Origin of the sequence: Pantoea sp. S18 (genome assembly GCF_045689705.1) — a bacterium.
GTDB classification, from domain to species: domain Bacteria; phylum Pseudomonadota; class Gammaproteobacteria; order Enterobacterales; family Enterobacteriaceae; genus Pantoea; species Pantoea symbiotica.
Genome location: NZ_CP142688.1, coordinates 1,092,648 through 1,108,887 on the forward strand (window position 1 = coordinate 1,092,648; position 16,240 = coordinate 1,108,887).

At 53.2% G+C, this 16,240-nt stretch carries 21 protein-coding genes and 1 other RNA gene; 10 read left to right on the forward strand and 12 right to left on the reverse strand.

The window, feature by feature from the left end:
• The first annotated feature begins 12 nt into the window (after positions 1-12).
• The gene (glnK, locus tag VIJ98_RS04825) at positions 13-351 is read left to right on the forward strand and encodes a P-II family nitrogen regulator (RefSeq protein ID WP_007886947.1); all 339 of its coding nucleotides are present in this window, start codon (positions 13-15) and stop codon (positions 349-351) included.
• A gap of 33 nt (positions 352-384) precedes the next feature.
• On the forward strand, positions 385-1,674 hold the full coding sequence (gene amtB, locus VIJ98_RS04830) for an ammonium transporter AmtB (protein ID WP_008103907.1): 1,290 nt from the start codon (positions 385-387) through the stop codon (positions 1,672-1,674).
• A gap of 71 nt (positions 1,675-1,745) precedes the next feature.
• Here the strand turns inward: amtB and tesB are convergent, their stop codons facing one another.
• A complete protein-coding gene (gene tesB, locus VIJ98_RS04835; protein ID WP_323272521.1) occupies positions 1,746-2,609 on the reverse strand; it encodes an acyl-CoA thioesterase II in 864 nt (287 codons plus the stop codon).
• 205 nt (positions 2,610-2,814) lie between these two features.
• Here tesB and VIJ98_RS04840 point away from each other — a divergent pair, with 205 nt between their 5' ends.
• The gene (locus VIJ98_RS04840; protein ID WP_008103903.1) at positions 2,815-3,372 is read left to right on the forward strand and encodes a YbaY family lipoprotein; all 558 of its coding nucleotides are present in this window, start codon (positions 2,815-2,817) and stop codon (positions 3,370-3,372) included.
• 145 nt (positions 3,373-3,517) lie between these two features.
• Here the strand turns inward: VIJ98_RS04840 and VIJ98_RS04845 are convergent, their stop codons facing one another.
• Positions 3,518-3,829: an MGMT family protein gene (locus VIJ98_RS04845; protein ID WP_008103902.1), complete on the reverse strand. Its 312-nt coding sequence runs from the start codon at positions 3,827-3,829 to the stop codon at positions 3,518-3,520.
• A gap of 177 nt (positions 3,830-4,006) precedes the next feature.
• Between VIJ98_RS04845 and ffs the strand changes: the two genes are divergently transcribed.
• An RNA gene (gene ffs / locus VIJ98_RS04850) (signal recognition particle sRNA small type) lies at positions 4,007-4,103 on the forward strand.
• Between the two features lie 129 nt (positions 4,104-4,232).
• Here ffs and VIJ98_RS04855 read toward each other — a convergent pair.
• The 3 genes from VIJ98_RS04855 to VIJ98_RS04865 all read right to left on the reverse strand — a co-directional run bounded on the left by VIJ98_RS04855 (position 4,233) and on the right by VIJ98_RS04865 (position 5,354).
• Positions 4,233-4,451 (reverse strand): HHA domain-containing protein, encoded by a 219-nt coding sequence (locus tag VIJ98_RS04855; RefSeq protein ID WP_007886938.1) that lies wholly within the window; start codon positions 4,449-4,451, stop codon positions 4,233-4,235.
• A gap of 24 nt (positions 4,452-4,475) precedes the next feature.
• On the reverse strand, positions 4,476-4,853 hold the full coding sequence (tomB, locus tag VIJ98_RS04860) for an Hha toxicity modulator TomB (RefSeq protein ID WP_007886936.1): 378 nt from the start codon (positions 4,851-4,853) through the stop codon (positions 4,476-4,478).
• A 147-nt stretch (positions 4,854-5,000) separates the two neighbouring features.
• Positions 5,001-5,354, reverse strand: coding sequence for a hypothetical protein (locus VIJ98_RS04865; RefSeq protein WP_323272523.1), 354 nt, complete (start codon positions 5,352-5,354; stop codon positions 5,001-5,003).
• A 340-nt stretch (positions 5,355-5,694) separates the two neighbouring features.
• Here VIJ98_RS04865 and VIJ98_RS04870 point away from each other — a divergent pair, with 340 nt between their 5' ends.
• Genes VIJ98_RS04870 through VIJ98_RS04880 form a run of 3 tightly spaced genes read left to right on the forward strand, consistent with a single transcriptional unit; the run spans position 5,695 to position 8,088 of the window.
• Positions 5,695-6,351, forward strand: coding sequence for an ABC transporter ATP-binding protein (locus VIJ98_RS04870; protein ID WP_323272525.1), 657 nt, complete (start codon positions 5,695-5,697; stop codon positions 6,349-6,351).
• Complete coding sequence (locus VIJ98_RS04875) at positions 6,348-7,187, forward strand: metal ABC transporter permease (protein WP_265299719.1); 840 nt, start codon at positions 6,348-6,350, stop codon at positions 7,185-7,187. Before VIJ98_RS04870 ends, VIJ98_RS04875 begins: the two co-directional genes overlap by 4 nt.
• Before the next feature lie 22 nt (positions 7,188-7,209).
• Positions 7,210-8,088: a metal ABC transporter substrate-binding protein gene (locus VIJ98_RS04880; RefSeq protein WP_323272527.1), complete on the forward strand. Its 879-nt coding sequence runs from the start codon at positions 7,210-7,212 to the stop codon at positions 8,086-8,088.
• A 44-nt stretch (positions 8,089-8,132) separates the two neighbouring features.
• Here the strand turns inward: VIJ98_RS04880 and ykgO are convergent, their stop codons facing one another.
• The 4 genes from ykgO to VIJ98_RS04900 all read right to left on the reverse strand — a co-directional run bounded on the left by ykgO (position 8,133) and on the right by VIJ98_RS04900 (position 13,052).
• Positions 8,133-8,273, reverse strand: a complete 141-nt coding sequence (gene ykgO / locus VIJ98_RS04885) for a type B 50S ribosomal protein L36 (protein ID WP_008103894.1) — start codon at positions 8,271-8,273, stop codon at positions 8,133-8,135.
• Positions 8,274-8,288: 15 nt separating this feature from the next.
• Positions 8,289-8,546 carry a type B 50S ribosomal protein L31 gene (locus VIJ98_RS04890; RefSeq protein ID WP_008103892.1) on the reverse strand — a complete coding sequence of 86 codons (258 nt, stop codon included), beginning with the start codon at positions 8,544-8,546 and terminating at the stop codon, positions 8,289-8,291.
• A gap of 149 nt (positions 8,547-8,695) precedes the next feature.
• The gene (locus VIJ98_RS04895) at positions 8,696-11,845 is read right to left on the reverse strand and encodes a multidrug efflux RND transporter permease subunit AcrB (protein ID WP_008103890.1); all 3,150 of its coding nucleotides are present in this window, start codon (positions 11,843-11,845) and stop codon (positions 8,696-8,698) included.
• Positions 11,846-11,861: 16 nt separating this feature from the next.
• Complete coding sequence (locus VIJ98_RS04900; RefSeq protein WP_008103889.1) at positions 11,862-13,052, reverse strand: efflux RND transporter periplasmic adaptor subunit; 1,191 nt, start codon at positions 13,050-13,052, stop codon at positions 11,862-11,864.
• A 142-nt stretch (positions 13,053-13,194) separates the two neighbouring features.
• Here VIJ98_RS04900 and acrR point away from each other — a divergent pair, with 142 nt between their 5' ends.
• The gene (gene acrR, locus VIJ98_RS04905; RefSeq protein WP_008103887.1) at positions 13,195-13,836 is read left to right on the forward strand and encodes a multidrug efflux transporter transcriptional repressor AcrR; all 642 of its coding nucleotides are present in this window, start codon (positions 13,195-13,197) and stop codon (positions 13,834-13,836) included.
• Here acrR and rsmS read toward each other — a convergent pair.
• The 3 genes from rsmS to VIJ98_RS04920 all read right to left on the reverse strand — a co-directional run bounded on the left by rsmS (position 13,833) and on the right by VIJ98_RS04920 (position 14,955).
• On the reverse strand, positions 13,833-13,988 hold the full coding sequence (gene rsmS, locus VIJ98_RS04910; protein WP_008103886.1) for a pleiotropic regulatory protein RsmS: 156 nt from the start codon (positions 13,986-13,988) through the stop codon (positions 13,833-13,835). The two genes, acrR and rsmS, sit on opposite strands and share 4 nt — an antisense overlap.
• An 8-nt stretch (positions 13,989-13,996) precedes the next feature.
• Positions 13,997-14,242: a hypothetical protein gene (locus VIJ98_RS04915; protein ID WP_323272530.1), complete on the reverse strand. Its 246-nt coding sequence runs from the start codon at positions 14,240-14,242 to the stop codon at positions 13,997-13,999.
• 200 nt (positions 14,243-14,442) lie between these two features.
• The gene (locus VIJ98_RS04920) at positions 14,443-14,955 is read right to left on the reverse strand and encodes a primosomal replication protein (RefSeq protein ID WP_323272532.1); all 513 of its coding nucleotides are present in this window, start codon (positions 14,953-14,955) and stop codon (positions 14,443-14,445) included.
• Between the two features lie 57 nt (positions 14,956-15,012).
• Between VIJ98_RS04920 and VIJ98_RS04925 the strand changes: the two genes are divergently transcribed.
• Together VIJ98_RS04925 and apt are read left to right on the forward strand one after the other, a co-directional pair.
• Complete coding sequence (locus VIJ98_RS04925) at positions 15,013-15,396, forward strand: DUF454 family protein (protein ID WP_323272534.1); 384 nt, start codon at positions 15,013-15,015, stop codon at positions 15,394-15,396.
• A 149-nt stretch (positions 15,397-15,545) separates the two neighbouring features.
• A complete protein-coding gene (apt, locus tag VIJ98_RS04930; protein ID WP_008103878.1) occupies positions 15,546-16,097 on the forward strand; it encodes an adenine phosphoribosyltransferase in 552 nt (183 codons plus the stop codon).
• Positions 16,098-16,240 lie beyond the last annotated feature (143 nt).

The following is a 16,240-nucleotide window of genomic DNA, read 5'->3' on the forward strand; positions in this document are numbered from 1 at the left end:
GGAGGGGAACGTATGAAGCTGGTTACCGTGGTAATCAAACCATTTAAGCTGGAGGACGTGCGTGAAGCCTTATCCTCTATTGGCATTCAGGGACTGACAGTTACCGAGGTTAAAGGTTTCGGTCGCCAGAAAGGTCACGCAGAGCTTTATCGCGGTGCCGAGTACAGCGTTAACTTCCTGCCTAAAGTAAAAATTGATATCGCTATTGCGGACGACCAACTTGATGAAGTGGTCGATGTCATCAGCAAAGCCGCGTATACCGGCAAAATTGGCGACGGCAAGATTTTCGTCGCAGAACTGCAGCGCGTCATTCGTATTCGTACCGGCGAGACCGACGAAGCAGCACTGTAACTGGGGCTCTGAATTGTGATGGGATGGAAAGAAATGAATAAACTGATAACGAAGTTGGGCCTCACCAGCCTTGCGCTGTTACCTTCTCTGGCGATGGCGGCAGCGCCTGCCGTCGCGGATAAAGCCGATAACGCCTTTATGATGATCTGTACCGCGCTGGTACTGTTTATGTCGATTCCAGGCATTGCGCTGTTCTACGGCGGTTTGATTCGCGGTAAGAATGTGCTGTCGATGCTGACGCAGGTTGCAGTGACCTTCTCGCTGGTGTGCGTGCTGTGGGTGATTTACGGCTACTCGCTGGCCTTCAGTGAAGGCAACTCCTTCTTCGGTAGCTTCCAGTGGGCGATGCTGAAAAATATTGAGCTGAAAGCGGTGATGGGCAGCTTCTATCAGTACATTCACGTTGCGTTCCAGGCTTCCTTCGCCTGTATTACCGTCGGCCTGATTGTCGGTGCGCTGGCTGAACGTATTCGCTTCTCGGCGGTACTGATTTTCGTGGTGGTTTGGCTGACGCTGGCTTATCTGCCAATCGCGCACATGGTTTGGGCAGGTGGCTTGCTGGCGCAAGACGGCGCGCTCGACTTCGCGGGCGGCACCGTGGTTCACATCAACGCTGCAGTTGCTGGCCTGGTGGGTGCTTACCTGGTGGGCAAACGTGCTGGTTTCGGCAAAGAAGCCTTCAAACCACATAACCTGCCGATGGTGTTCCTCGGTACCGCGATTCTGTATGTGGGCTGGTTCGGCTTCAACGCCGGTTCTGCTTCCTCAGCTAACGAAATCGCTGCGCTGGCGTTCCTGAATACCGTAGTGGCTACGGCGGGTGCGGTGCTGTCGTGGGTGTTCGGCGAGTGGGCGGTACGTGGTAAACCTTCTCTGCTCGGTGCCTGCTCAGGCTTCATCGCTGGTCTGGTGGCGATTACCCCAGCTTGTGGTTATGTCGGTGTCGGCGGCGCGCTGATTATCGGTCTGGCGGGTGGTTTAGCCGGTCTGTGGGGCGTAACTACCCTGAAGAAATGGCTGCGTGTTGATGACCCATGTGATGTGTTCGGTGTGCACGGCGTGTGTGGCATCCTCGGTTGTATCCTGACCGGCGTGTTCGCGTCCTCTTCACTGGGCGGCGTAGGCTACGCAGAAGGCGTGACCATGGGCCATCAGGTTTGGATTCAGCTGTTCAGCGTGGGCGTGACCATCGTCTGGACTGCAGTTGTGGCCTTCATTGGCTTCAAACTGGCAGATATGATTGTTGGCCTGCGTGTTCCGGAAGATCAGGAACGTGAAGGTTTAGATGTGAACAGCCACGGCGAGAACGCTTACAACCAGTAACAGCCGGGCTGAAGAAGAGCAGTGCGCTAAAATTATAAAAAGCAGAAGGGGCGATAATATCGCCCCTTTTTTTATGCGTCGCGTTGGCGCATCACGCCTTCCTGTACCGTGGTCGCCACCAGTCGGCCATCCTGCGTATAAAACTCGCCACGCACAAAACCGCGCGCGCCGGAGGCGGAGGTGCTCACCACGCTGTACAGCAGCCATTCAGACAAGTCGAACGGGCGATGGAACCACATTGAGTGATCGATGGTGGCAACCTGCATATCGGCTTCGAGGAAGCCTTTACCGTGCGGCTGCAGCGCCACCGGCAGGAAGTTGAGATCCGAGGCATATCCCAGCAGATATTGATGGATACGACGATCGGCCGGTAACTCGCCATTGGCACGGATCCACACCTGACGCAGCGGCTCATCAACATGGCCTTTTAGCGGGTTATGAATCTGTACCGGACGAATATCCAGCGGACGCTCGGCGAGGAATTTTTCTTTCAGCTTGAGTGGCAGATGGGCGGCCAGCTTTTTCGCCAAATCCTGTTCCGATGGCAGATTATCCGGGCCCGGCACCTGCGGCATGCTGTTCTGATGCTCGAAGCCGCTTTCAGGTGCTTGGAACGAGGCCGTCATGTAGAAGATCGGTTGTCCATTCTGTACCGCGCTGACGCGGCGTGCGCTGAAGCTTTTGCCGTCACGCAGCGTTTCGACATCATAGACGATGGCTTTTTGGCTATCGCCTGGACGCAAAAAATAGCTGTGGAAAGAGTGAATGATGCGCTCTTCCGGCACCGTTTGTTTCGCGGCATACAGCGCCTGACCAACTACCTGGCCACCAAACACCTGGCGCAGACCAAGATCTTCGCTCTGACCACGAAACAGGCCTTCTTCCAGTTTTTCCAGATTTAATAAATTAAGCAGGTTGTGCAGTGCCTGGCTCATAGCGGATTCCTCAGCGGGACTAATCGCGTCAGTGTGAAAGATCCGACCAGTTTCCGTCAATGATTTTGCCGCGATTTCAGTGGGCTGGCTGAAGGTTTAGGCGCAATGCCGATATTTGTGCCAGAATTAAGGTCATTCGGCGGCTGAAAAGCTAAGTAATGAATTTACCGCCGACAATCATAGTGTTCATAAGGAGACGACATCGATGAAAATCTGGCAAGTTATTAGCGGTATGACCCTGGCAGCGGCGATTACCGGTTGTGCGGACCACAGCAAGCCGGTAGCCACACCTACACTCGGCTCAGCGGTAGCGGGGCAGCAGGCCGCCATTGCGCAGCCGAATGTCAGTGGTTCGGTGTATATCCGCCAGCGCATCGCGCTGCCACCGGATTCCGTGCTAACCGTAACGCTGTCTGATGCATCGCTGGCCGATGCGCCTTCGAAAGTGTTGTCGCAGCGCGTAGTGCGTACGGAAGGCAAACAGTCACCGTTCCAGTTTGTCTTGCCGTTCAATCCGGCTGACATCCAGCCGAACGCGCGCATTCTGTTAAGTGCGGCGATTTCGATTGATGGCAAGCTGGCGTTTATCACCGATACGGTGAAACCGGTGATTAATCAGGGCGGAACAAAAGCCGAACTGCTGTTGGTTCCCGTGACTAACGTCGCGATGCAAACCCAGCCGGGTGCCGCAACAACAGTGCCTTCGACTTCACCTACACAGGTGACGCCATCGTCTTCGGTGCCGGCACCGACGAGTTTGTAATCTACCAAACGGCATAGGCCAAGCGCACAGGCCCGCTGCCGTGTAGTAAAGCGTCACACGCCATGGATGGCGTGTGCCGAGCGATCAGGGACGAGACAGCGGCTTTACGGAACGGCAGCGGGCTTGTGCGCGACATATCGCACCGCTAAATTTCCCAACGATATTTTTCCAGCTCAATCTCCCCAGCATCGCTCACTTCAATCCCTTCCGCTTCCAGCGCATCCCGCTGACGAAACAGATCATCGCCCTGCAGCGAAATCCTGCCGTGACGATTGATAACGCGAAACCAAGGTAACTTACTGCCTTCCGGCAAACGGCGTAATACGCCGCCCACCTGACGTGCTGCGCGTGGCGAACCGGCCAACTGTGCAACATCACCGTAAGTGGTGACCTTTCCTGGCGGAATGGCTGCGATGATCTGCCACACGCGCTCAGAGAAATTGTTTTGGTCGCTCATATGCGCACCTATTTTCATCAGGAAAGGGCAAACTTTAGCATGCAGAAGGGTAGACATCAGCGCATTGCTGTGTGCTTGTGCAAGAAACCAACGGTTGTCGGGCCTGCGCTTGCAATTGCCAGGGGCATACTTGATAATGCCTGCGCTCTCGAAATGAGGGCTTGTCAATGGGGGCCCTGTTGGTTCTCCCGCAATGCTAACTTGTGAACTCGGTCAGATCCGGAAGGAAGCAGCCGCAGCAGGCGACGCGTGTGCCGGGATGTAGCTGGCAGGGCCCCCACCATTTTGTACCCGCCTAATACTCCACAGAATTTTACGCACAGAGAAATCTGGCAATCCTTTGCCTGTGATTCAATCCTTGATTAATACGATGATGGTGCAGAGCGGCTGTTAGGGGAAAAACTTAGCGGACGAACTTCCAGACAGAAACCGGTACTTTATCGTAAAGCTTATTCATGGTCAGTTCAGCCAGACGATGATCGGCTGCCGAATAGAATACCGCGAGTTCATTATCAGGTAATTCATACTTGTTTTTTTCGATAACCCGTTCAAGGGTATCGATTGAGCGACAGCGGCGCAGTCGCATCAAATAATCTGTTTTGGTTAAGGCTTGGTTGCTCATAAATAAACCGGTCTCAGTCTGGTGCTAAAAGGAATGGCTAGGTTGTTGGAGATAAGCACACTCTTCGGCAAACAGATTAAATAAACGTTTTGCTGAACGCTGCCACCGTTGTAGATCCTGAGTATTGATTCCATAGCTGCTGAACAGCATAAAGGTATCGTCAAGATATTCATCGATTTGCGTAATCAGGGCTTCATCTTCAACGTGCTTAATTTTGTAATTCATCGTGAAAGAAGCGATATGCTCAATCAAATCGTTGAGCTGTAAATTGCTTTCCGAAGTAGGATCATTAACCCAACCATGATGGCTATCAGTCAATGTCGCCATACTTTCGTCGAACAAGTTCTCACACAGGTATTTAAGCTGGGCAATATCATGCCGTTTCGGTGAGTATTCGTCCATCTTTTTCCCCTCCATAGCTAGCACAGTTACCGCAGCGCGGCGAGATTAGGAAAAGCTACCAGGAAGCGATCTCGAATAAAATTGAATTAAGCGACTCCTTAAATGTAATCCACAATCATTAGCTTTGCTCACCTCAATTACCAAATATTACAATTCGTCGGCAGGAGAGGGGCGCTCATTGTCAATCACTTCAAACACCAGCGCGCCGGGCGTTACCTGAAACAACACTTCTTCTCGACGCTTAAACGTTTCATTTAAATCCAGGCAAGGATTAAATAAATTCCAGCTGAAATCGTAAAGCATTTTAAATCGATTGTTGTTGGTTGGTTGAATAGAAATAATCTGGAAGCTCTCGGGAACTAATTGCGCGTTTTGAGAATACCACTGTAAATCACCGGCTAATGCCTCGGCTATTTTGAGAATATTCCCCTGGATAATTCTTACCAACTTTTCGCAATCGTCCTCATCCACAGCAATATCACGATGAATAATAGACGGCATTTTGTATCCAGTAAAAGAATGATGTTTCTATCATTGAGCTTATTGGGTGACATTGCAAGTCGCTAATAAACAGAAAGAGTAATCGTTGTGATGGGTTTCATAACTCAATCATGGCGAAACGGCGAATTACAGCGGTAATCGTCTTGAGCGATCAACTTTTGAAACACTTTTACTCGGGCGCAATAGAGGAAGATTCGGGTAGTATAATTGTTATGTTATAACATTTTTGGTTGTTGAGTATGAATCACAGCGGTTTACTTCTTTCCCTTGGCGGCCGTTTGCTGGTTGCGCTGATGCTGATTGCCTTTCTGGCAATAGCCTTATGGTGGGGAATGCAGAAATGATGCATTTCAACCGCTTACAAGCAGGTTATCAAGGCCGTGCGGTGACGCCTCTCGTTAATGGTGAGCTGGCAAAGGGCAGCATGACGGCGCTGATTGGCGCTAATGGCACCGGCAAATCGACCTTATTGAAAACCATTGCCGGCTTACTGCCGCCGATTTCTGGCAGCTGCGAATTGCAGATCCCACGTAAAGCACTGGGCTGGTTACCACAACGCAGTGAACTCGAAACCCGCTTTCCTCTTACTGCTTATGAACTGGTGGCGATGGGCTGTTGGCCACGCTGCGGCTGGTTTGGTGGCATTAATCGCGCCTTGCGTCTGGAAATTGATGCCGCGCTGGATGCGGTGCAAATGCGTGAGTTTGCCGATGCGCAGCCAGCCACTTTATCTGGCGGACAACTGCAGCGCGTGCTGTTCGCGCGCTTAATGTTGCAGCGCAGTCAGCTCTGGCTGCTGGATGAACCCTTCAACGGCATTGATAGCCAAACCGTCACTTTACTGATGTCGATCCTCGAACAGCAACAGCAGGCGGGCACCACATTATTAGTGGTGCTACACGATCGGCCGCTGGTGGCGCGCTATTTTCAGGATGTGTTATCGCTCGATGACGCTGATTCCGCACAAACGTCAACGTTGCGTAGGGTAGCGTCGTGACATTACTTCAACCCTTTATCGAATTTGGTTTCATGCGCCGTGCGTTGGTGGCCTGCATTGCATTAGCAATTAGCGCCACGCCGCTGGGTGTTTTCCTCTCCCTACGCCGCATGAGTCTGGTCGGCGATGCGCTATCACATGCGGTATTACCCGGAGCGGCGATTGGATATCTGGTGTCGGGATTATCGCTGGTGGCGATGGGCATTGGCGGCCTGATTGCCGGTTTGGCGGTGGCGCTGCTCTCGGGGGCGGTCAGCCGTTACACGCACCTCAAAGAGGATGCCAGTTTTTCGGGCTTCTACCTCGGCTCTCTGGCACTCGGCGTCACGCTGGTGTCACTGCGTGGTTCCAGCGTTGATCTGCTGCACGTGTTATTTGGATCGCTGCTGGCGGTGGATAACGCGGCAATTCTGCTGGTTGGCGGCATTGCCGCTACGACCTTGCTGCTGCTGGCGGTGATCTTCCGTCCGCTGGTGATCGATGCCTTCGATCCCGATTTCCTGCGCGCACAGGGCAAATGGAGCGCACCGCTGGTGCACGGTCTGTTCCTGATGCTGGTGGTGCTTAATCTGGTGGCGGGCTTTCAGGTGCTGGGCACGCTGATGTCGGTGGGATTGATGATGCTGCCGGCTACCAGCGCACGCTTCTGGAGTCGCCATCTCGCTTGCATGCTCGGCATCGCCATGTTGCTGGCGATCGTCTCTGCGTTTATCGGTCTGATTCTTTCGTGGCACTTCTCGCTGCCGGCTGGACCGGCGGTGGTGCTGAGTGCTGCGGTGCTGTTTCTGCTTTCTGTTTTGACAGGACCATGTGGCGGCCTGTTGCGCCGTCGATAACGAAACCAATAAGGGGATATGAATGAAAAAGTTACCGCTGAGTCTGGCGATTGGTGCCATGCTGATTAGCCCACTGTCGCTGGCGAAAAGCGTTGATGTTGTGGCGAGTTTTACCGTGCTGGCGGATATCGTTAAACAGGTTGGTGGCGATCACGTCAACGTGAAATCGCTGGTCGGGCCGAACGGTGATCCGCACACCTTCGAACCGACGCCGCAGGATAGCCAGGCGCTGTCAAAAGCGGATGTGGTGTTTGTCAGCGGTTTGGGCATGGAAGGTTGGATGGATCGCCTGATCAGCGCGTCAGGTTATAAAGGCACCATCGTAGTGGCCTCGAACGGCGTTAACACGCGCAAGATGGAAGAGGACGGTAAAAGCGTCACCGATCCCCACGCGTGGAACAGCATGCAAAACGGTGTGATCTACGCCACCAATGTGATGAATGCGCTGATCAAAGCCGATCCTGAAGATGCGGCGGATATTCGCAAAAGCGGGGAAAGCTACATTCAGCAGTTGCAAAAGCTAGATAGCTGGGCGATAACCGCCTTTGCTGAAGTGCCGAAGAACAAGCGTAAGGTGCTGACCAGCCACGATGCCTTTGGCTACTTTGGCCAACGTTATGGCGTCAGTTTCCTTGCGCCGGTGGGCTTCTCTACTGAAGCGGAAGCCAGCGCCAGCGATGTGGCTTCGATCATCAAACAGCTAAAGGCCGAGCACATCAAAACCTACTTCATGGAGAATCAAACCGATCCACGTCTGGTAAAACAGATTGCCAGCGAAACCGGCGCACAGCCGGGCGGTGAACTCTATCCTGAAGCGTTGTCGGAAGCGAATGGCCCGGCAGCGACCTATGTTGCCGCGTTCAAACACAATGTTGACGCCATTCTGCATAGCATGAAGTAAAAAAAAGGCCGGGGAGCATCCCGGCCAATTATCACGACACTTTCCTACCTTTTTTTCTTTCTTCCCTGAACCGCCTTAAAGCGCGGGTTGGTTTTGCAAATCACATAAATGCGACCTTTACGACGCACGACTTTGCAATCTTTATGGCGCGTCTTTGCAGAGCGCAATGAACTCAATACCTGCATCTCTTCTCTCCAGCGTTACTTGTTGCGCGACAGGAAGCTGCCAAAACGCTGGTTGAAGCGCGCGGTGCTGCCTTCTTTGGCGAAATCTTTCTGTTTGCCGGTATAGAACACGTGGGATTTTGACGATACATCCAGCGTGACATACGGCAGCACTTCACCTTCAAACTCAATGGTGCGCTCGGTTTTGATGGTGGAGCCGACTTTGAAGTATTCGTTGGCCGAGGTGTCGTGGAACACCACTGGGCGATAAAGGGGATGGATATTCGGTTTCATAGTAACCTCGTTATGTAATGTTATACTATAACAATAGTATGAACCCGAGAATGGCTGATTGCAACCGTGGAAAACGCAGGGATTTTGGCGGGGCGGGGAAGCAGCAATAAAAAAGGCCGCATCAGCGGCCTTTTAGGGAAGGGTAGAACTTAGTGTTTGTGCTCTACCGGATGACCTTGTTCGAGGTCACCTTTGTTCTTACTGAAGCGGCGACGTACCACCACGAAGAATACCGGAACGAAGAAGATAGCCAGCGCGGTCGCTGTTACCATCCCGCCCATTACGCCGGTACCTACCGCGTTCTGCGCGCCAGAGCCAGCACCGGTGCTGATCGCCAGAGGCATTACGCCGAGGATAAAGGCGAGCGAGGTCATCAGAATCGGACGCAGACGCATACGGGATGCTTCCAGCGTTGATTCAACCAGCCCTTTGCCTTCCTTCTCCATCAAATCCTTGGCGAATTCGACGATCAGGATGGCGTTCTTCGCCGACAATCCTATGGTGGTCAACAAGCCCACCACAAAGTAGACGTCGTTACTCAAGCCACGGGCTGTGGTGAAGATCAGTGCGCCGACAACACCCAGCGGTACCACTAACATTACCGAGAACGGAATCGACCAGCTCTCATACAGCGCGGCCAGACACAGGAACACCACAATCAGCGAGATAGCATACAGCGCCGGTGCCTGGTTACCTGACAAGCGTTCCTGATAGGACATGCCGGTCCAGTCGTAACCGATACCCGCAGGCAGTTTTCCTGCCAGCTGTTCCATCAGGTTCATGGCATCACCGGAGCTCTTGCCTGGTGCAGCCTGGCCGAGAATCTCCATTGAAGGCAAGCCGTTGTAACGCTCCAGACGTGGCGAGCCGTACTGCCACTTCGCCGAAGAGAAGGCGGAGAACGGAACCATAGTGCCGCCGCTGTTGCGCACGAACCACTTACTGATATCGTCCGGCAACATACGTGAATCGGCCTGGCCCATTACGTACACTTTCTTCACGCGACCGCGGTCGATGAAGTCGTTGACGTAAGAACCGCCCCATGCGGCGCCCAGCGTGGTGTTGATGTCTGACAGCGACACACCCAGCGCCTGCGCTTTTTCCTGATCGATAATCAGTTTGTACTGTGGCGTATCTTCCATACCGTTTGGACGCACGCCCACCAGCGTATCCGGATGCTGGGCGATCATGCCAAACAGCTGATTACGCGCGGCAGTCAGCTTCTCGTGGCCCAGGTTGCCCTGATCGGTCAGCATGAAGTCAAAGCCGGTGGCGTTACCCAGTTCGATAATCGCTGGCAGGTTGAACGGGAACACCATTGCATCTTTGATTTGACCGAGCGCCTGCATGGCACGACCGGCAATCGCAGGCACTTTCAGGCTGGCATCGCCACGCTCATCCCACGGCTTGAGGCTGACGAACGCGATACCGGTGTTCTGTCCACGACCGGCAAAGCCGAAGCCGTTAACGGTAAACACCGAATTCACGCTGTCTTTCTCTTTATTCAGGAAGTAGTCAGTAACTTGATCCAGTACTTTCTGCGTACGTTCCTGGGTTGCACCCGCTGGCAACTGCGCCTGAGCCAGTAACAGCCCCTGATCCTCTTCCGGCAGGAATGAGGTAGGCAGTTTTATGAACAGGTAGGCCATGCCGACGACGATTACCAGATAAATCAGCAGGTAACGACCGGTGCTGCGAACGATGTGGCCCACACTATCAACATAGTGGTTGGTGCTCTTATCGAACACACGGTTAAACCAACCAAAGAAGCCGGTAGTTTTACCATGGGTACCTTTTTCCACCGGCTTCAGCAAGGTGGCACAAAGCGCTGGAGTCAGAATCAACGCCACCAGCACCGACAGCGCCATCGCCGAAACGATGGTGATCGAGAACTGGCGATAGATGACGCCGGTTGAACCGCCGAAGAAGGCCATCGGAATAAATACCGCTGATAGCACCAGCGCGATACCCACCAACGCACCCTGAATCTGCTCCATCGAACGTTTGGTGGCTTCTTTCGGCGGTAAACCCTCTTCAGCCATAACACGTTCAACGTTCTCGACCACCACGATGGCGTCATCCACTAACAGGCCGATGGCAAGTACCATCCCGAACATCGTTAGGGTGTTTATCGAGTAACCAAAGGCGCTGATGACGGCGAAAGTACCTAGCAAGACTACCGGTACGGCGATGGTTGGAATCAAGGTCGCACGGAAGTTTTGCAGGAACAGATACATCACCAGGAACACCAGCACGATCGCTTCAAACAGCGTTTTCACCACTTCGAAAATCGAAATTTTCACGAACGGCGTGGTGTCGTACGGATAAACCGTTTTCATGCCTGCCGGGAAGAACGGCTGCAGTTTCGCCAGTTCAGCTTTCACCGCATCGGCGGTGTCCAGCGCGTTAGCGCCGGTTGCCAGCTTAATACCGATACCGGAAGCCGGTTTGCCATTATAACGCGCGATGATCTCGTAGTTTTCACCACCGAGTTCAATCTTCGCCACGTCACGCAGGCGCACCTGAGAACCATCCTGATTCACTTTCAGCAAGATCTTGCCGAACTCATCTGTTGAAGTCAGACGGGTTTGCGCAATGATCGAGGCATTAAGCTGTTGACCCGGCACAGGTGGAGTACCGCCCAACTGACCGGCGGCGATTTGGGTGTTCTGGACTTTCAATGCGCTGATGACATCCACTGGCGTCAGTGAGTAGTTATTCAGCTTGTGTGGGTCCAACCAGATACGCATCGCATACTGCGCACCAAACACCTGTGTATCACCAACCCCCGGCATACGGCTGACCGGATCTTTGATGTTCGAAGCAACATAGTCAGAAATATCGTTCTGCGTCATGTTGTCGTTATCGCTGACGAAACCTGCCACCATCAGGAAGCTGCTGGAGGATTTCTTAACCTGAATCCCCTGTTGCTGCACTTCTTGTGGCAGTAACGGCGTGGCCAGCTGCAGTTTGTTCTGCACCTGAACCTGCGCGATATCTGCGTCAGTACCGGATTGGAAGGTCAGCGTCAGCGTCAATGTGCCCGACGAATCACTGCTCGATGACATATACATCAGGCCATCGATACCGTTCATGTTTTGCTCGATGACCTGCGTCACCGAATCTTGCAGCGTTTTCGCATCAGCACCCGGATAGGTCGCCTGGATCTCAACTGCCGGCGGCGCAACATTGGGATATTGCTCAATCGGCAGGCTGATAATCGATAGCACACCAACCAACATGATGATGATGGCGAGCACCCACGCAAAAATGGGGCGATCAATAAAGAACTTAGCCATGTATCAGTGGCTCCTGTTATGACGATGATTTAGCAGACGGTGATTCTGGTGCAGCTTTGGCATCATCGGAGACTTCTTGTGGCGTCACCTGCGCACCCGGTTTGGCACGCTGGATACCGGTGGTGATCACCCGATCGCCTGCTTTAAGACCTTCCGTTACCAGCCATTTGTCACCAAATGCCTGATTAGCGGTGATATTACGAGATTCCACTTTATTATCCGCGCCCACGACCATCGCCGTTGCCTGACCGGTTGGGGTACGTGTTACGCCCTGTTGCGGTACCAGCAATGCGGTTGGATTGGTGCCTTCATCCAGACGTGCGCGAACAAACATACCTGGCAGTAGGCGATTGTCCGGATTCGGGAAGATGGCGCGCAGCGTGATTGAACCGGTGGTTTCATCCACGCTCACATCAGAGAATTCCAATGTGCCTGTTTGCGGGTATGCGTTACCGTTTTGCATCAGCAGGGTGACGTTGGCCTTACCGTCGTTCTGTTTCAGCTGACCGGATTCCAGTTCTGCGCGCAAACGCAGGAATTCATCACTGGATTGGGTCACGTCGACATACATAGGATCGAGCTGTTGCACGGTGGCCAGCGCGGTAGTCTGCCCATTTGAAACCAGCGCACCTTCGGTGACTGACGATTTACCGATGCGACCGCTGATTGGCGAGGTCACTTTGGTATACGCCAGATTAATGCGCGCGGTTTCGACGTTGGCACGCGCAGCCTGTGCGGCTGCAGCCGTTTGGGCTGCAGTGCCTGCGGCGGTGTCATAGTCCTGCTGACTGATGTACTTGGTACCCAGCAGTGGCTTGTAGCGAGTGATGGTTAACTGCGCGACGCGAGCATTGGCTTCCGCCTGGGCTAAATCCGCTTTAGCGCTGTCGTAGGCCGCCTGGTAGGTGGCGGGATCGATCTGATACAGCGACTGACCGGCTTTTACATCACTACCTTCAACAAAATTACGTTTGAGAATAATACCTGACACCTGAGGGCGAACTTCCGCAACGCGGAAAGCCGAGGTACGGCCCGGCAGCTCAGTGGTAATTTGCAATGGTTCGTTTTTTAACGTCACAACACCCACTTCTGGGGGCTGCTGCTGGGCGGCTTGCTGGGATTTATTATCATCACATCCTGTTAACAAAAAGCTGCCTGAAAGCATCAGGACGGCCGCCAGAGGCGCTAATCCTCTGTTTTTATTCATAAATAAACCTCTAGTGTCCGATATCAAATGATCAATGGATCACAAACCGATAAACCCATTGCTGCGTTAAAACACGGGTCGTGCTATGGTACATACATTCACAAATGTATGTAAACTTACAAGTTTGTAAAAAAAGCCCAGCATGGCACGAAAAACCAAAGCGCAAGCTCTTGAAACACGGCATCAAATTCTTGACGCCGCATTAGCACACTTTTCCGAACATGGTGTGGCCGCCACGTCTCTGGCGGATATCGCAACAGCGGCCGGCGTCACGCGCGGGGCTATCTACTGGCATTTCAAAAACAAAGCCGATCTCTTACATGAAATCTGGCTACGTTGTGACGCTGGGCTGGACGATGTGGAACTTGAGTATCAGACAAAATACCCGGGTGATCCACTTTCTGTTGTACGTTCAATGTTGATCTATATCCTTGACGCCACAGCAAAGGATCCGCAAAGACGCGCATTAATGGAGATTATCTTCCATAAGTGTGAGTTTGTTGGCGAAATGTCGACGTTACAGGATATGCGCCAAAGCTTACTGCTGGAGTGTTACGACCGCATTGAAGTGGTGTTGAAAGAGTGTATTGAGGTCGGTCAGCTGCCCAACAACATCAACACGCGCCAGTCTGCACGTCTGATGTGTGGCTACATCAACGGCATGATGGAAAACTGGTTATTCAATCCGCAGGCTTATGATTTGGCTGCCGATGCGCCGCAGCTGGTGGATGCATTTTTGGATATGTTGCGCCTTAGTCCAACACTTACCACCGGGCCACGTTAAGCAGCATCTTCCGCCGCTTTCTTTTGTTGATAATCCCGCTGAACAATTGCCAGCGCGGCCAGCACGGTGGCGGTGGGAACATTATTCTCTTCAAGCAGTTGAATCAGATCGACGGCAAGCTTGATTTCGTCGGGTGCGCTGTCCAGTGACATTGTTTCTCCTAAATACGTAATTTCGCCGCGACCAGCAGCATTAACATTGCGCCCAGCAGCGCGCTGGCGAAACCGGCTGGATGCAAGGCGGCAAGGTCGCCGGTGGTGAAATAGGTAGCGATATAGCCGCCAATCAGCGCGCCAATCACCGCCAGCACCAGCGTAGGCACAAATCCTCCCGGACGACCGGGAAAAATCACCCGCTTAAGCCAGCCTGCCGCTAAACCAATTACAATCCAAAAAACCAGCGTCATGATTTTTCTCCTTTTTCTCACCGCACTGAGTATAGAGGAAAAAGCGCCACGTTTAGGATGTAGTACCGCTCAGTTAAGCATTAATTTGCATATGTATGCAGGTGCGCATGAATGCGCACCCTACGCAAAAACGCGCTAATTCATTGTAGGGTCGCCATTTATGGTGACCGAAAGATGCTTAACTGACGAGCATTACGCGTTTAGCGTGGCATAGACGGCAACTCCAGTTTGTAGATAGCGGCGCGGCAGCGTGCCAGGCGCTCTTGCAATTGATCAACTTCACGAATTAGCTGCTGCTGAACGCTGAGGGTTTCGGCGCGCGCCAGATGTTGCTCGCGCTGTTGAATCATCGCCAGTAAGCGCTTTTCGTAGCCTTGATACTCTTCACGTTTGGTCTGGCGTGCATCGACGCGTGGCCGCTCGCGCTTAACCCGCAGCTGTTGGCTTTGGCATTCGCGCTGCAAGGCGGCAATCTGATCCAACACTTTCTCCGCCAGCCATTGACGACGCACCACATCGGTATCGGCTGCGGTTAGCTGTGTAATATTGCCTTCCAGTTCGCGCAGATAATCCGCCAGACGCGTGCCGCTAGTGCGAAACAGTTGAGAGTCAAAGCGCGGCTGACGACAGGCACCATCCGGCTGCTGCGCAATCTGCTGGCGCAGTAGATCTAACATGGCGTGGAGACGCTGCTGTGCGGGCGCTTGGGGCATCACTCTGTTTCCGACTGTGTTAACGTAACGCTGTTTTGACTCATTCAGGCATCAGGCATGCAGCGCATTTTACTACTGAGCCTTGGCTGGCTGGCGATTGTGCTAGGTACGCTGGGCATTGTATTACCTTTATTACCTACGACGCCATTTGTGTTGCTGGCGGCTTGGTGTTTTGCCCGCTCGTCGCCGCGTTTCCACCATTGGCTGCTGTGGAAATCGCCGTTTGGCCGCTACATTCGTCACTGGCAGCAGCATCGTGCCATGCCGCCTGGTGCCAAGATTCGCGCCATGTTGCTGATTGTGATTACCCTTTCAATCTCGATTTATCTGGTGAACCTGCTGTGGGTACGCATTCTGTTAGGCGCGATGCTGTGCATGCTGCTGCTTTTCATGTGGCGCATTCCGGTCGTTGCCGAGGATGCCAGCCCGCCACAACAGTAGCGTGAGGGTTGCATTTAGCCGGGTATTTGCATAGATTTGGGCATCTTCGTGCGTGGCTTCCCTTATAAACGACTTCGCTTAACCCGGTTTCCGGGGTTTGGCGCTAGAGAAGCTGCGCGTATTAGATATTTTCTCCAGGCGTAACATTTATGACCGCAACTGCGCAGCAGCTTGAACTCATCAAAAACAGCATTAAAAGCATTCCTGACTATCCGAAGCCGGGCATTCTGTTCCGTGACGTAACCAGTCTGATGGAAGATCCGCAGGCGTATGCCGCGTCGATCGCCATTCTGGTTGAGCGTTATCGTAACAAAGGCATCACCAAGGTGGTGGGAACGGAAGCGCGTGGCTTCCTGTTTGGCGCGCCGGTGGCGCTGGGTTTGGGCGTGGGTTTTGTGCCGGTGCGTAAGCCAGGTAAACTGCCGCGTGAAACCTTCAGCGAAAGCTATGAGCTGGAATACGGCACCGATGCGCTGGAACTGCATAAAGATGCCATCAAGCCAGGCGATGTGGTGCTGGTGGTGGACGATCTGCTGGCAACCGGCGGCACGCTGGAAGCAACGGTGAAACTGATCCGCCGCGCCGGTGGTGAAGTGAAAGACGCCGCATTCGTGATTAATCTGTTTGACCTGACCGGCGAAGCCCGCTTGACCGCCATGGGCGTCGAGTGCTTCAGCCTGGTGAATTTCCCCGGCCACTAAGGCCTGCGCGCTCCGCTGTATGGCGGGGCGCCACCTCTGCAAAGTTAGTGGTTGCTGATCCGCTGGTGGCTGTTAAACTACTGCCAAAATAAACAGGGTTTGCGAAGCTGCATTTTCTCCCTTCTCCCTAAATTCCAGTGATT